Below are 17,151 nucleotides of genomic sequence, written 5' to 3'. Positions count from 1 at the left end.
ACTTAAAAACCAATAGTCAGTCCGGCGACCACACTGCGTGTCAACGGATTCTTCACTCCATACGATTCAGGATCGGCAATCTTGATATGATCAAAGCACAGTAAGTCATTACCACGTACATAGATTCTCGCATTGTTCATAATCTTGGTACGTTTCATCCAATTATCTGGAAGTTTGTAATAGATTTCCACATTACGCAATTTCAAGAACGAACGGTCGGCAAGCCACAACGTATTGTTCTGAAAATTATTATTATTACTCTGACTAGTCAATCTCGGATATTTTGCATCCGGTGTTTCAGGTGTCCAACGATTCTCATAGTAATGCTGCGAAATTGTCGTATTATTCACTAATGGCCAATACACACTCTGCGTATTCAGCATGGCGGAATAATGTCCCGTTCCTTGAAATAAAGCATTGAATCCCAACCCTTTCCACTCAGCTCCTACATTGAATGAATAATAGATTTCAGGAGCCACGGTACTGTAACCGATAGCTGTTTTATCATTGGCGTCAATTTTCTTGTCTCCGTTTACATCACGATATTTAATATCACCCGGTTTTACCGTACTAAAGGTTTGTCTCGGGCTTTCATCAATATCCTTCTGATCTTTGAAAAGGCCGATTGCTTGCAAGCCCATCAACTGATTTAATGAACCACCAGTCGTCACCAAGTTATCATACAGTTGCGGAGCCTCATACTGTTCCACAATCTTATTCTTTGCTAACGTGAAGTTTCCTCCGACATTGAAAGTAACATTACCGATTGTTTTCAGATAGTTGGCACCGATTTCCATACCCCAGCTATCCACAATGCCCCCATTTTCATAAGGCGCGTCAAAACCGATAACAGAAGAATATTTTCCTTTAGTGGCAACCCATATATCACTTCTTCTCTGATAATATCCTTCCAAAGTGAGATTAAGTCCTCCAAAAAGAGTTGCATCAATACCTGCATTATATTTGTAAGCCTTCTCATGCGTAGAATTTTCAGCAGCCAGTTTGCTTAGTTTCCAGCTTCCCAAAGACGAAGAATAACTACTGTTGAAATTGTATAAACTGCCTCCCGTATAAATTTCCTGCCAATAAGCTTCTTCCGGGATATTATCAATATTTATTATACCTACCGAAGCACGTAATTTCAAGAAATCTACAAATTCTACTCCTTCCATAAATTTCTCCTTCGAAATAGCCCATGCCAGAGAAAGTGTCGGTGAGAAAGCCCACTTATGTCCGGGCGCCAACTTATTGGAAGAAGAAACAGCCATGCTCAAATCTGCATAATAACGTCCCTTAAAGCCATAATGTGTATAAGAAGTAAAGTTTTCACGGAACCACGTGTTATTCACTCCGTTGATATTGCGATATTCATGATTCCATTTCAACTGTGTATAAACAGAATGAATCTCATTTTCAAACTTGTAATCCACCGCAAGAGCCATATTGAAATTACGTTTCCAGGCAGAAAGTTCCGAACCTGTATTCATTTCACTCTCCGTTCCTGCCGTATATTGGGAAACGAAAACAGGCTTACCACTCTTCCATTGCACATTGTCACTTCCATACCGATACGTCTTGGAGTGATTCTCCACATACGAAGCCCAGTTATCATAAGCCAGCATAAAACCTGCTCCCAATCCCGGCAAAATGGATGATAAATCCTGCTTCAACGTCATATCGGCATACAACGAACGGTTGTGTCCTTTGGTATAAGCAGCGGCCTGTGATTGTGCCACCGGATTTTTTGTTCCATCCCAAGTGGTATTACCGCCCCACAAGCCGTTTTCCGTTTTTACAGGAAAAGCAGTTGCGGGCAGACTGTAAATCATAGACCACAAATCAGCTGAATCACCCGGTTTGTTCGTCTCTGCCAATGTTCCTAATAAATTCAATGTCATCTTTGTCGAAGGCGTCAAATCGATATCCAGATTCGTACGTAAATTAGCCTTCGAGGACTTGTTTTGAGTAGAATAACCGTCATTTGCTTTTGCATTAGCAATAAACCCATTATCCGTCACCCAGTTGAACATCGCAAAATAACGGAACTTCGAACCGCCTCCCCGTAAACTCATATTAGCAATATTCGTTGCGGCCGCATCCTTGAAGACCTCGTCCACCCAATTTACATTCGGATAATATTGCGGATAAGCACCAGTCTTGAATGCATTCATCTCATATTCGTGATAACGTGGCTTACGGATACCGTCATTTGCATAAGCCTCATTAATAGCGCTTGCATACGTATAAGCATTCGCAAATTCCGGACGGCGGACTTCCCAATTAATAAGGTGGTCAAAAGTAAATTTAATTTCTTTCGTATTATACTTACCACGTTTAGTAATAATATTGATTACCCCGTTCGCCCCCTTATATCCGTAAAGAGCCACAGCAGCCGCGTCTTTCAATATCTGCACGGATTCCACTTCTTCCGAAGTAACCAACGTGATATCACGTTCGATACCGTCCACCAACATCAACGGCGTACTACTTGACAAGGTCTGCAATCCACGAATATACAGCGTCGGTTCCTGCGAAGAATAGGAACCTGAATTTTGTAATGCAGTCAACCCCAATCCATAACCAAATAAAGAATTGGTGACATTTTTTGCGCTCCGTTTTGTCAAATTTTCACCGGAGATAAGTGATATTGAAGCTGTGGATTCCTTGACATCCTGATCAATACCGGCGATATTAACCGTTTTTACTTTATCAGTCTCTTGAGCATGTCCGCAAACTCCCCCGAATACCAACAAAGTTATTATCCATATTTTCTTTTTCATAAATTCGTTCTTTTTCAATTGTTAGTAGAATCAATCACGTCACGCCAATTACCATCCCGGATTTTGTTCCAGTCCATAGCCCTTGTTCACTTCTGCCTGCGGGAATGGAGACAAGTACCATTTCGGGTCAAAACCATTCTTCCACCAATAACGTTCCACATTTGTCAAAGGGAATTTCTCATAATCAAAATGCGTAGGTTGAACCACTCCATTCGCCTTATCTCCGCCAAACCAAGGACAAGAAGTAAGAATACGCTCACCATTCGCATTCAAACGGTAGATATGCAAACCATGTAAAGGAGTTTCAAAACGTGTTTTCATCTTATAGCGAATCATGTCGAAAAAGCGGGCATCCTCCATTCCTAACTCACAGACACGTTCCCGCAGAATCTCATTCAACAAGACCTCTTTAGAATTCAAATCTTTATCAGGATTACATTTCTCCAATCCCTCCAAACCGACACGTTTGCGAATCTCATCTACTTTGTCAATCGCGTCAGAATGGCTTCCACCAGTTTGTACAATCGCTTCCGCATAAATCAAGTAAATCTCCGGCAAACGCAAATATGACCATAAAGCATACTTCCCATCATAATCTGTGCCCATATAGAATTTATTATTTGCATAGCCGGTAGCATATTTCCCGTCCTCGTTGGCAGGGTCGGTTTTGGCATCCGTCCCCCCTCTCCATAACTCATAACTAGTTCCCGACATATTACCTGTATTCCAATCCATTTGCTTCGGCATTCCATTAACAATCACCGACTCATACAAACGAGGGTCACGAGTCAACTCTACACCCGCTGCAACCGTTCCCTTAGCAAACATCTCATCCAACTTTCCGGCATTTTTCGATTCCTCCCAATTGAACGGTTTTCCATCCTTCCACGGGAACATTTCTACGTATTCCTGTGTCGGCGTATAATTCAATCGACGGACGTCGTCATTTTGCCAATACCACCAATTATACTTTCTACCAACTTTATCGTACACACGGGTTGAATGAATCATTTCCCTTCCGTGGGTAGAATATCCTTTACGATAAGCTAGCCGATAATCTTCAGGGCGACTCCCTGTAGCTCGTTCCAACTGATAATAGGTGTTATTCCATTCCCTAAAAAATTCCTCACAGGCTTCCAGACAATTATCCCAAAGCTCCGGTTTACGACCACCATACCAAATTGCCAAGCTCGTAGCTCCCGGATAATAAGCCTCGTTATCATTGAACAAAGGAGAAGCAGCAAAATTCCAAATTTTACACTTTACCCCAATCGCTCCGGCCTTCGTCCAACGCCCGGCATCATTCTGCATATCTTCATAAACCCAGGGCAAATCATTTTTAGCCTCATCCAGTAGTTGAATCATAAAGTTCACTGTTTCTTCTACTGTACCACGTGGTATATCATTACTTGTCCCCTCAAACGAAGAGCGAATAATAGGCAGTCCACCATAATGACGGAATGTATCAAAATAACGGGCAGCAATAATACACTTCGCTTCGGCAACCATCCGCTTTTTCTCCTGTTCCGACAAATCGGGCACTCTATCAATGTTCTCAATCAGCAGCCAACCTGCACGAACCGCTTCCCATACATTACTTCTCAAAAAATCGAACTTCTCTTGATGCGCATCATAATTAGCCGAATGTGTGCCCGAATAATACACTTTTGTCAAGGCACTATTCGCCCAATGATTATGCCAGCAGTCCGACAAAACATCAAACTTACCTATATACGTATCATTCGGATAAGGAATCTGCGAGAAAACATTATCATAGGGAAGCCCGTAATACTGCAAGGCATAAATGCCTGTCAAAAACTCACGCGTATATTTCGCACTATTGAAAACCGTATCTTTAGTGGACTGTCCGCCCGGCGCTTTTTCCAGAAAAGAATTTCCAAACTTCCATTCATCCGTACAGGATGAAAAAGGAACTGCCATTATCATCCCGACTAACACCGGAACCATTATCTTATTTCGTATCTTCATTTTCATAACTTCTACCGATTAAAATCCTAATTTCAAACTCAAAGAATAAGTCTTCGTCAATGGATAAGTAGGTGCACCGGCTACTTTTGATTCCGGATCTCCCCATTTAAATCCGGTAAACGTAAGCAAGTTGTATCCGCTAAACGTTAACTGACAAGTGTTCATCTTCAACTTTTTCATCAAAGGAAACTGAAAATTATATGCAACCTGCAAGGTTTTCAAGCGCAAATAACTGGAATTGACTTCATATAAACCTGAATCAGCATAATTATTTTTGGCATTCGCCCATGTAGCACGCGGATAAGCTGCGCTCTGTGATGGATTCTGCGGCGTCCAGGTACTCTCATACTGATATAACAATAAGCCACCGGTTGTTGTATCCGCATTACTCGTGAACGGAGTACGGAAGCCTTCGTCCAACATACGGCTTACATTCCAGCCTCCTGTCCATTGCATACTGAATTCTATATTTTTCCAACTAAATCCCAAGTTTAATCCGGCAATATATTCCGGATCATCCGTATAACCCAGCTCACGAGTCATATCATTAGAGTCAATTACACCATTTCCATCCAAGTCAACATAGACACAGTCTCCAGGCTGCAAATCGGTTTTGTGGTCGGGAAAAGGTTTTCCAAAGGTCTGTTCGTACAGAGCAGGAGTCCCTTCGTCATAATAACGCCAGAACTTATACAAGGAACGCGCTCCGATACGATGCCCTTTTTCATACTGATAATCATTATTCAGTGGAGCCTCTTTCTTTTCAATAATCTTATTTTCATTATTAGATAGATTCAGTCCAACCCAATAACGGAATTTATCACCTATCTTATCATCCCATTTCATGGATAGTTCCCATCCCCAACTGTTCACACGGCCCATATTATAATAAGGAGTAATAAACCCAAGTATCCCTGCCGCCGTGTAGTCACGCAACAAAATATCCCGGCGTTTTTCCTTGTAATAATCAACGTTCACATTCAATCGTTCGTCCATTAAAGTAAAGTCTACTCCATAGTTTTGCTTGAACGCCTTTTCCCAAGTCACATTTTGATTATTTTTGGCTTTCTCAAAAGCTCCCATGGAAGCGGTAGAGTTCTCAATTCCAAAAAAGTATCCATGTCCGAATTTTCCGCCACCTGCAGGAAGTGCATCATCCACAGAATAAGGATCAGATGTGTATAAGAAACGGGAATTTCCTGCCTTATCATTACCGACAAGTCCCATAGACACACGCAACTTCATATAATTGATAACTTTTTTGATAGGATTCCAAAACTTCTCTTCACTGACAACCCAGCCAATAGAGCCTGCAGGAAAAGTACCAAAGCGTTTGTCCGGAGCAAAATTCTCAGAACCGTTGTAACCCACATTAAATTCTGCCATATAGCGGGTGTTCCAGTCATAGGTCAGACGTCCTACAAGACCGACATATCCTGATGGAATATCCGAATATACCGATGGATAATAAGTTTTAGACTGATTGTACAGCACCAATGCGCCCACATTATGCTTGCCAAAAGAACGATTGTAGTTCAAACCTGCTTCCATATACCAGTTACGTCCTTTTCCCGATTTCTCACTATAAGTCAGACGTCCGGCATCCTTAGTCTTACGATACCCTAATGTCCCGTCTGCCAATACCCAAGGCGTATAAGTAGCAATATCCTGCTCCCCATTCTTTGTAATAGTAAAATCACTGTTATAAGAACCTTTTGCATTGAAAGACAATCCTTTGGTAATCATATCCAGTTTCTGTTTCAAAATTAAGTCTGCACTCAACTTATTTTTACTTCTCGACTGGTAACCGCGTGAAACATATGACATACCAGTACTTCCGGTAAAAGGTAATGCCAAATCTGTATAATCCGTTGATGTTTGCACTAATTTCCCGTCAACAAATCCCGGGCTGGAAAACGGAGTCGAGGTATATAAATCACGTACCAAATCGGCAGTATCCCCTCCACTAAACGGCCGGTTCTGATTATCAATACTTCCTGCCAGATTAAATGACAAAGTTGTCGTTTTTGTTACATCTATATCCAAGTTGGAACGATAATTAAAACGCTTGTATTGAAACGACACATCATGAGGCGTATCGAACTGCTTAAACAGGCCTCCCTGAGTATAAGCACCTGCTGACACGAAGTAACGGACATTACTGGTTCCACCGCTGATATTGATATTATGCTGGCTTTGCAATGCCGCATTTTTCAAACAATAATCCACCCAATCTACATCCGGGAAACGAATCGGGTCAGAATGGTCTCTGAACTTCTGCATAACTTCTGAAGAGAACATCGGAGTCGCATTCGGATTGTCATTGCGCTGCATCTGATTGTAGTAATCCGCATACTGGTAGGCATTGGCTTTCTCTGCCGTCTTGGTCGGCATCAATACACTGGCAGAAGTCGTGAATGAAATTTTCGCTTTTCCTTCTGCTCCTCGCCTGGTGGTAATCAATACAACGCCATTCGCACCACGCACACCGAATACGGCAGTAGCCGATGCATCTTTCAATACCGTAATGCTTTCAATCTCATTCGGGTCGATCTCATTGAAAGTACGTTCCACGCCATCTACCTGAATCAGCGGAGCCGAGTTGTTCCATGTTCCCTGTCCGCGTACAAAGATTTCCGCCACATCCGCTCCCGGTTCACCGGAATACTGTACCGTAGTGATACCAGTCAGCTGTCCAGACAGGACATTTGTTACAGAACCGGTCGGCGTTTTCAACAAGTCGCTTCCTTTAACACCGGAAACCGCACCTGTTACCGTAACCTTTTTTTGTGCTCCATATGCTACGATTTGAACCTCATCCAACACATTTGAATCATCTGCCAAAACGATACTCATCTTAGCGTTCTTCACAACTACTGTTTGTGTCTCATATCCGATAAAAGATATTTTTAATTTCGTTCCCATCGGAACAGAAAGCTGGAAATTCCCGTCAACATCCGTAATAGTTCCTTTGGTACTTTTATCTACCACCACATTTGCCCCAATTATAGGCTCTCCCTGACTATCAAGTACAGTTCCTTTCACATTCACTGTCTGCTGTTGCACCAACTGGACAGATGAAGCCGCCTGTATTTTTTCCATCGGCATCAGACCTGCGGCAAGCCCCAGTAACAAAAGGTATTGCGTGATCTTTTTAGGGTCATACCACTTAAATATGTAATATTCACTCATTACTTATATTATTAAGTTAAACAAAAGCTTTAAAACTCTTAGAAGGCAAAAGAAAAACGGAAATATCCCAGATTCCAAACATATCCATTGATACTATCACCTTCTTTCCCATCTTTCACCATATAGAAAAGATAACCGGCACGTAATGATGAACTCCAGTATCCGTTAAATCTACCTCGCGGATCATTAGCCCCCTCTGTCCCATTGAGATACCACAATGACAAACCATTTGCTTTTGCCATCGAAGCATTGATTGTTTCAGTCTCATTTATCAACATCCGCATTTCTTCAATAGAGGGCAAATACCATCCGGAAGTCAACCCTGACGGAAGTACCTTCTGTTTATTATATGAATCCAGGCAGGATACCATATTCGCAAGATCCCAATCCGCACTATTTTCAATTGCATAATTAGCAAGCTTCTTCAGAACCTCTGTATTATTATATCCCAAAATACTTTTATAATGTGGTTCCCGGCTACCACTCTTACATAAATATGAACCTGTATAAGAAGAAGCTATGCCCTCCATATCAGGTTTGTTTCCTTTAGTTCCAAAAAGCTTGATAACATCATTCGCATAATCTAATGCATAAACCAGTCCATGCACACAAGAAGGATGCTCACGTCTCAAAACATCGTGCGCCTCATCGAAAGGTTGCGAACCGTCCGTGCTTACCTTCTCAGGATACAATACCGAGGGCTGTGGATTTCCTACATAATAGACAATACCTACACAATTCTCCGGTACTTCTGCCACATCTCCTGAAACGATGCTCCCATCCGAACAATAGAAATCCCCCACTTTCAATTCATGTTCAACAGTTTTCTTTCCACCACCCAGTAAGAAACGTTGGTATTTCCCCTCATTTACAGTTGCTGTAAATTCATACTTCTTATCACTGTAAGTACCTTGAGTAACAATCAGTTTGTTTGCATCAACCGGTTTTATAATTAAGCGATAAGACCCATCAGTTGCCAAATAAGGCTTCACTATATTCTCATTACTTACAGAAGACATATAAAACATGGATGCGCTCTCTTTGGCAATATAAGGAATCTCATTCAATGCTTCATCCGAAAATTTATACTCCGTTTCGGGCATCACTAACACACTCATAGCCATACGATGTTTCATAGCCAAACGAATTGTAAACTGTCCGCTTCCTTCCTGAATAACTGATGAAGGTTCAGTTGTCGTCATCAAATCAGAGGCAGCGAATTTATCTTTATCCGATTGGTCTGCTGCCGGAGTCCATTCATTTGCCATTTTCGTAAGAAAATTCTCTATCGTACCAGATTGATAAGTTTTGCCATCCTGATAAGGATAATAGGCATAATAAGCAACTCCTTCCTGCTCGTCATCATATTGCAGCGCAATCTCCGAAGCCCAGGTCCCGTTTTCAGTATAAGTTACTTTGACATTATTCATATTATTCCAGACCGCCCCGTCCTTTATGGCAAAAAGTCCGATACAATCTCCTGTTTCAAATACAGTAGTATAATTTTCGTCTGTCACAGCACGTGAATTTCCGCCAACAGCTTCCATTCCGGCATCATACACATTGATAACCATATTTCCATTAGCGTCCGGAAAGTTATCTTCTTGCGAGCAACCACCAGCAGCCAAAGTCAGGGCAAACAAAACAGCCAATGATAAGTATTTATAGAATTTCATAATGATTCTTTTTTCTGATTACTAAAACATGTGGATTCTTATTCATGGGTCATATCAACAATCTGGTCTTCTCCTTCCTGTCCCCATTGCAGACCGCCTCTTTCGACTACAACAGAAATGCCCGGTTTACCGACTGTCACATAATAAATATTCTGATAGGTCCCTTCAAGCAATCCTTCATTACCTTTGGGCTTATAAGTAAAAGTCTTACCGCCGGTCGTCTTTATTTCAATAAAGACTTTATTTTTTACCAACTGTGGTATCAACAATGCTTCATAAGACGCCAAATAGTCTTTCATTGGAGATACGGCTTTAGGATTCACATCCTCAACCCCAGCCTGTTCGTTTCGGATCAAAGCACCTTCGTTTACATTTCCCTGAAGTGCTACATTTTTAATTGTCACCGTTGCTCCGGCAAGTTCTTCAGCCATCACCTCATTTTTAAGTAAATGCACAATCACTTTAGCTGTCTGATGGCGGAAAGGCAACACATGGCTTCCCTGTAAAGCCACCTTTGTATTAGCATACATCATGTCCGACTGTTGATAACCGTCACCCGACTGATCACTTTTAACAGTCCAACTTCCCCATAACTTATTATCCGCAGTAGCAGGATACCAGGCAGTTACCGTCTGCTCTTCTGTAGCTGACGCCCAGTACAGCTGATTGTTCTCATCGGAACATTGAAGCTCTCCATTCTCATTTACCACCGTATAAGTAGCAGCATCACTTCCATCGCTGACAGAAACGTGTTCCGTACCATCACCTATCCATTGATTATCTGAACTGGCACGCGACTGCACCGATTGCTTCACTTGTACAGCGGTCAGATTCAGCGGAGAATCAGTCTTCATATAGGAAAACTCTTGCTCATTATTACAGGATACCAGACAGGCCATCCCCATCAGGCACAAAGCCCATACATTCTGTTTTCTCATAATATTTTCGTTTATAATTAACTTACCTTATTCACTTTCACCGGCAATCACATAATGGTCACTATTTTCACCCCATATCCAATCCTCTATCTTGGCCGGACTGACAGTCATCGATTGAGGAGCAATCGTTACATCAAAAATATACGTATTACCAGAAATCAGATCAATACCATTCCCAATAGGCTGGGCATAAGTTTTACCTCCCATAGCCAGTTCAAGAAGAAGAGTAGAAGCCAGTTTCTGTGGAAAAACGATCACCGAAGAGTTCATCTCTTTACCTTTAGCCAACGACATATTGATATTCCCTGTAGTCTTACCTGAAGCGACACTTCCGGCAGATGTATCAAAAGAACCGTCCAATATGATATTTTTCAATGTATAAGAGATATCATCCAACTCAAGACCGCCACCCGCTTTGAAAGCCAACACCAATTGAGACATCTTATGAAAGAATTGAAACTCAACTCTCGGATTCGTTTGAGAGCCGCCACCTTCGGCATACAGGAAATCAATAGTAGCCCGTGCCGTACCAACTTGTTTCTCGGATGTGGTGGAAGCTTGTATCACTCCTGCCAACGTTCCTCTCTCACCAGTATAGGGAGCATATGCTGTCATACTCATCGTATAAGGACCTTTAAAATAAATAGTATGATCCTCTCCCTCTTTACTGACTACCTGAAAAACATCTTTTTCTGCATTATACGCATATTTGACATTACGGTCATCTGTCATGATGTAAGAAATCTTAGAGATTCCTGCAGCCGTAGTCACACCGATTGCGTCTCCTTCAGTCCAAATGGAAGAGACGGTTTTAGTAGTTTCAGTGGCAGCATAATCTTTCACCACTCCACGAATTTCAGCTGGATAGTCCATCGGATCCGTGCTCACTGCTTCGTCTTCATTATTGCAAGCGGCCAAAAACATCAAAGATATTGCCACCCATAAATACATGTTTTTCATACATTCACATTATAAATTAAACAAAATTTAATTCTCATAATCTTCGATCTTCCATTCATCAAGCCATTCTATCTGCGGCACGCCATCCTTAAATGTAATAGGTAAAAATACATAGGTTGCATTGAAAGTCACATCCCATTTAGTACGCCGTAGATTACGCTTGTCTCTTGTCTTAGGTTCACTAAAGTCTTTGGGAAACGGCTGGTGATTGACATAATGCTTTTCCTTATTCTTTGCCGTTCGTATGGGAATATCCGTATCGGTCAGTTCTGGTAACCAACGATCAGCCAAAGCCACATACAGATTTTTTCCCGGAATTTTAATCACATCGGTAATCTGTGAAAAGAATGAAGATTCATATTTATCAGCAGGATGCGGATTACCAAGATCAACGTATTCTCCATGAAAATCATCAAACGACGTAACCAGCGATTTATTCGGTACATACCCGGTGGTACCCGATGTAAAGAGGTAGTGTTTACCTTCGTGCATGAAATGAGTAGGTGCCTCACGAGTGAAAGGCGGACGAAGTCCGACAAAATGCTTGGAATAGCCGGAAGTTATGTTCAGGAAATCGTCAGTAAGTTGAGCACATATCATCTCCCAATGAGGACGTTCGAACCATACATAACCCTTCCCTGTCTCCGGATCGGCATACATATCAAAGTCACCCACACCATAGCCTCCGGGTTTCAGCGAACGCACATATTCATAAGGCCCCAGAAAATCATCAGCCTGAAGAATGACAAAATACCCGTCAGTATCCATACTCTTTATCCAACATACGTATTTACCGGTTTTCTCATTATATATGATATGAGGACGGTCGAGCGTCTGCGAATAGTGTAGCGGAGACAATGGATTTACCGTATCAGGTTTAATAATCAGTCCACAATCTTCCCAATTGTAGAAATCGCGCGAACGATAACAACGGATGCCATAAGTCCAGACATTACTGCCCAAAGTGGTGTATTCTTTATTCTCACCATACCAATAATAGGTCCCTTCTTTCTCGAACATCTGGAAACCATGTGCCTGAATGGGGTTACCATTGGTATCAAGCCATAACTGACCGGGCTTTATCGAATGATAAGTCAACGGATAATCCTGCATTAACACCGAATCCTGTTTCTCACCCTCATAGTTAATTTGAATAGGCTTGTTTGAATCCATATTTTTAACGTCGAGCAATATCACACCATTGCAACCATCGACTGTCAAAACCGGATCAACAGTTGTAATCCTTGCATTCTTGATTGTGAACGATGATACATCACGCATTTTTCCAAAATTTTTGCAGTTAGCGGTGATACCGCTGATGTATACATTGGCGAGCGGACGTTCGGGTAATGCATCCACATCAATCAGATTGCAACAGTCCTCAATTATAACATCATTTATTTTTATTGCACGAAAATCAGGTGTAAATTCATCTATCTTGCGTGCGGGGAAGCGTTTAGCCAAATCTCCTCCCCATTTGATGGAGCCAAGCATATTGCAATAGAAAGCGGCACCATTCAGTCTGGCCCTCACCCGTTCTATATAGATCTGCTCTGCACCGCCTCCACGCGGACGAAGCGTCTTGAAACGGAACGCCTGGTCAGTTCCGTCAAACACACAATCGTGCATATATACATTACGGATGCCTCCGGCCGTTTCTGTCCCACAAACAATGCCACCGGCACCACGATTCGCAATACTATAACGGATAACAATATTCTCGGATGGCTGTCCTATTTTCACTCCATCCTCACCACGTCCCGACTTGATTGTATAACAATCATCCGAACAATCCAAAGAGCAATATTCTATCAATACATTACGGCTCGACTCCACATCAATGCCATCCGTACGTCCATGTCCAAAACTCGTTACAGTGACACCCCGGATAATCACATTCTCACAATATTGCGGAACGATATTCCAATAAAGTCCCTGGTCAAGAGTAACTCCCTCAATCAGTACATTCTTACAGTTGATAGGAGCAATGGTCTTCGGTAAAAACACTTCTGCGTTTTTGATGCCATCGTAAATACGCTCCGCTAAAAGTTTGTCACCTACAACCTTTTCAATATGCAAAGCTTTCTCCTTATTGATACGGAAAATCTCACAGTCTGTTGAAGGACCAATAATACGCCCTTTACCGGTAATAGCTACATTCTCGGCATCACAAGCATAAATAAATGCGCCAAGAGAATAGATTTCAATACCCTCATCACGGGTAAAAATCACAGGCAGATAATCCTTAATAAATCCACTAAATTCCAACTCTGCCCCCTCTTGAATTTCAAGATTGATATTACTCTTGAGAATAATTCTCCCTGTTTTCCATTTACCACATGGTATAACCACAGTTCCGCCACCATCATCCGCCAACTTGTCTATCACATTTTGGATATCCGAAGTGGAAAGTCCACGTTTCTTCATCTTCACCACCATCTTGCGGTCAGGAAACTGCGGTCGCTGCAATTGCGGCATATGGAATGGTGCGTCAATTCTTCCAATAGTATCGGTCATAAAAGATGGACCGACATTGTTCTTGGTTGGTATTTCGACAGCATGAAGTAGATAGGACGCCATCAAACAAATAATAAATAGGAACGCAAACTTAAACGGCACATGCCAAACGCTCCTTTGCTCTTCATTGTTTCTCATTAAAAAATAAGGTAGGTTCTGTCAGTTCATTCCAAAAGCCGACTATTGACATCAGAACCATTTAAAATGCCAAAGTTGCTTATAATCACTGCACAAAAGTAACCGCTATGCATAAAATTGAGCTGGATTCAGATACCAATGTATGGACAAAAGTTCGGAAATACACACTCCTGCGCGGCTTAATTTGTCTATTGACAATTAATGGGAATCAACTTCACCATCCCGTTCAGCCCCGAAGGTAATGATTGCCAATTGCTATAAGGATTATGGTTATTATTCAAGCCTACCATATTGATGTCATGGAAAATACGCCAGTTTTCTCCCCGGCGATCCATATCACTGATACGATTAGCGGGTAAGTTGGTCACTGCTATCTCAATGATATTTTTACCGGGTTTAAGCCACTTCCCCACTTTTAGTCGGAAAGGAACAGCCCAGACTACTCCTGCTTCCTGACCGTTGATACGTACACGGGCACTTTCACGCACATCACCCAAGTCCAGTATCCAGTCGTCAGCAGAGATTTCCGGAAGTTGTATTTCATTGGTATAGACTCCGGTAGCCATCGTAACAGCAGCATCCGGATGCCCTATCTCCGTCCATGAAGAAGGAGTATCTATTGAAAACTCTCCTTCTATTGCAGGAATGCTTTCTATGAAATGCAATTTCCAATTATGGTCGAGACAGAGGCTGACAGGTTGTTCCTGAATATAATTCCATTTTTCCACCTGATTGAGCGGTTGATTGAAAGTTTGCAGGATGACGCTTTCTCCGGAGCGTAATTGCAATCGTACTTGTATCCGCCCGTTTTGTATCCGGGTCTGTGCTTTTCCTTTTTCTCCGGTCAACGGATTGAATAACATTACATCTTCGGCAGATACGCTAAGCGTTACCCAATCATCAACTCCCCGGCTTTGTAAGGAAGATATAAAATAATGATAACCTTTATCATTGGAACGACGGATATATTGCAGACCATGGAGAACTTTCATTTCTTCAGGAAAAACAAGGCTCTTAGCCAATGCAGACCCATAATCTTTCCCTGTAATAATCGTCCCCTTCTGATAAGGTGTGGAAAGCGTACTGTCAAAAGTAGAAATAGACGGAAGTTGTTTTCTCCATCCGGCAAAGTTCTTTCTACGTTTCTCCAATTGACCATAGCCCGGTACATCCTCGGGATAGTTCTCTATAAAAATAAGGGTCGCCCCTTCCTCTGCCAATTTCAGAAGATGCTGAAGCACACGTTCCGGCATAAGTTTGACAGCCGGAATAATAAGTGCTTTGTAAGACGCTCCACCTTCTGTAATCAGCTTTCCATCCCGACAACGGGTACTTTGAACGAAAGCATCGGATATGTAATCTACATCATATCCATTTTTTGTAATCGTATGGACTGTTTCGATAAACTTCGGCGCACGTTTGGCCATATGGTGGATAGTAAAAAGTAACAAACGGTCGGGCTGCTCCTGCCATATATCGTATAAAGGAAGATAAAGCAGAAAATCATTATCCGGTTTTCCCATCTGAAGGAAAGACTGACAGCGTGTGATGTATTCAAAAAAAGCAGGAGCATCTTTCCAAATGCTGTTGGCGGGTGACATATTAATAGAAGCATAAAACTTCCATCCCGGCCATTTAGCCTCTTTAGGACTATAAGGCGTACCATGAAAGAACATATGGTTAACTCCCGACAGGAACATCAGATCCATATCCGGCTTACACTGTGAAAGCGAAGTACGGAAATGATCGGTGAGCCAAGTAAATGTCTCCGAGGAAGTAAGCGGTTTTCCGGCAATATGTGCGGCAGAAGAAGCATACTTCAACATCGACAGGTCGGAATCATTGGTACGGGTCAATGAATCCTGGCGTAATCCTTGGATATGGAATTGAGAAAGTCCGAAACCCTCACACTCGGGAATATCCACAGAAGCATATGTATCAATCAGATTAGCAGGAGAACCATGCGCCTGATTGCGGGTAATGCTTCCATGACTATGTGCCCAGGCAGTCCACTGCTTGCTGAAATTCTCGATGAGAAGTTCGGATATTGTCTCGCGATAATCGGAAACAATGCGGGCAGTAATATCCGGACGACCCTGATCCAGAAACTCGAGGAAATGGTTTTCCAGTTTATAACCACGCCGTCTGGCGAATTGCTCCAGAAAATCGGGCGTCCAGTCTGCTCCATATACTTCATAAGAGTCATTAAAGAATGTATGTGGATAAACCATCTTGTTCTCCCGGAAAGCCCTGTCGAATTTAGAGAAATACCGCTTGACCGCATCCCGGTCCAAATGATTCATTACATACCCTTCTCCACCCGGTGCAGCACGTTTCACCTTCTGAAAAGTCTTGCCCACATAGAGCACGACAATCTCCCATTTACCTTCGGGAACCTGCCATTGCAGTATTCCATCATGTACGTAGGAAGTCAGATTCAGACAATGTTTTTTGTCGGAATAAGCCATGGCGCAACTCAAATGAGCCACTGGCTTTTGTCTTTTATCCCGAACACTGACATCAAGACTGACTGCCTCACCTCCTTTCACCTGATAAGACTGAAAGATAGCCTTGGTGGCCGCATCCTTCATATCGACCTCCGGTCCGCCGAACGGCCATCCCGTCCCGGTATTCATATCTATCTCTATTCCCAGTCGTTTTCCCTCATCTTGGGTATGCCGGAGCATCTTCATCCATTCAGGACTTAAAAAAGAGAGATTATTGGCATCATTACCTTGTACCCCATAGATTGGAGTGATTTCCACCCCTCCCAATCCGGCTTTAGCATATTCTTCTAAGTTATAGGTTAGATTAACCTCATCTACTGCACTCCCCATCCACCACCAACGGGTAGCGGGACGGGCTTCAGGTTGTATTTCCGGCCATTCTTGTGCAGTAAGCGTATAGCAACTCGTCAGAAGCAAACAGAATGTTGTAATGTATTTTCTATTCAAGCACACA

Annotated in this window: 8 protein-coding genes; all 8 read right to left on the bottom strand. The window is 42.3% G+C overall.

What is annotated here, in order from left to right:
• Positions 1-2: 2 nt before the first annotated feature.
• Positions 3-2,780, bottom strand: a complete 2,778-nt coding sequence (locus DWZ47_RS05330; protein WP_117512469.1) for a SusC/RagA family TonB-linked outer membrane protein — start codon at positions 2,778-2,780, stop codon at positions 3-5.
• A gap of 48 nt (positions 2,781-2,828) precedes the next feature.
• Positions 2,829-4,769, bottom strand: coding sequence for a RagB/SusD family nutrient uptake outer membrane protein (locus DWZ47_RS05325; protein ID WP_117512499.1), 1,941 nt, complete (start codon positions 4,767-4,769; stop codon positions 2,829-2,831).
• Positions 4,770-4,787: 18 nt separating this feature from the next.
• Positions 4,788-7,961: a SusC/RagA family TonB-linked outer membrane protein gene (locus DWZ47_RS05320; RefSeq protein ID WP_117512468.1), complete on the bottom strand. Its 3,174-nt coding sequence runs from the start codon at positions 7,959-7,961 to the stop codon at positions 4,788-4,790.
• A gap of 38 nt (positions 7,962-7,999) precedes the next feature.
• Entirely contained in the window at positions 8,000-9,637 is a 1,638-nt protein-coding gene (locus DWZ47_RS05315) for a fimbrillin family protein (protein ID WP_117512467.1), read from the bottom strand.
• Positions 9,638-9,675: 38 nt separating this feature from the next.
• Positions 9,676-10,575, bottom strand: a complete 900-nt coding sequence (locus DWZ47_RS05310) for a fimbrillin family protein (RefSeq protein ID WP_117512466.1) — start codon at positions 10,573-10,575, stop codon at positions 9,676-9,678.
• A 27-nt stretch (positions 10,576-10,602) separates the two neighbouring features.
• Entirely contained in the window at positions 10,603-11,535 is a 933-nt protein-coding gene (locus DWZ47_RS05305; protein ID WP_117512465.1) for a fimbrillin family protein, read from the bottom strand.
• A gap of 27 nt (positions 11,536-11,562) precedes the next feature.
• Positions 11,563-14,115 (bottom strand): glycosyl hydrolase family 28 protein, encoded by a 2,553-nt coding sequence (locus DWZ47_RS05300; protein WP_117512498.1) that lies wholly within the window; start codon positions 14,113-14,115, stop codon positions 11,563-11,565.
• A 263-nt stretch (positions 14,116-14,378) separates the two neighbouring features.
• Positions 14,379-17,144: a glycosyl hydrolase gene (locus tag DWZ47_RS05295; protein ID WP_117512497.1), complete on the bottom strand. Its 2,766-nt coding sequence runs from the start codon at positions 17,142-17,144 to the stop codon at positions 14,379-14,381.
• Positions 17,145-17,151: the final 7 nt, after the last annotated feature.

Source organism: Bacteroides sp. AF32-8BH, assembly GCF_003435205.1.
Taxonomy (GTDB): Bacteria; Bacteroidota; Bacteroidia; order Bacteroidales; family Bacteroidaceae; genus Bacteroides; species Bacteroides ovatus.
Note: the sequence above shows the minus strand (reverse complement) of the source record. Positions and strands in the feature narration are given on the sequence as shown.

Excerpts from the sequence above, each read along its gene's own strand:
- DWZ47_RS05330 (WP_117512469.1), bottom strand. The coding sequence starts at position 2,780 with ATGAAAAAGAAAATATGGATAATAACTTTGTTGGTATTCGGGGGAGTT.
- DWZ47_RS05325 (WP_117512499.1), bottom strand. The coding sequence starts at position 4,769 with ATGAAGATACGAAATAAGATAATGGTTCCGGTGTTAGTCGGGATGATA.
- DWZ47_RS05320 (WP_117512468.1), bottom strand. The coding sequence starts at position 7,961 with ATGAGTGAATATTACATATTTAAGTGGTATGACCCTAAAAAGATCACG.
- DWZ47_RS05315 (WP_117512467.1), bottom strand. The coding sequence starts at position 9,637 with ATGAAATTCTATAAATACTTATCATTGGCTGTTTTGTTTGCCCTGACT.
- DWZ47_RS05310 (WP_117512466.1), bottom strand. The coding sequence starts at position 10,575 with ATGAGAAAACAGAATGTATGGGCTTTGTGCCTGATGGGGATGGCCTGT.
- DWZ47_RS05305 (WP_117512465.1), bottom strand. The coding sequence starts at position 11,535 with ATGAAAAACATGTATTTATGGGTGGCAATATCTTTGATGTTTTTGGCC.
- DWZ47_RS05300 (WP_117512498.1), bottom strand. The coding sequence starts at position 14,115 with ATGGCGTCCTATCTACTTCATGCTGTCGAAATACCAACCAAGAACAAT.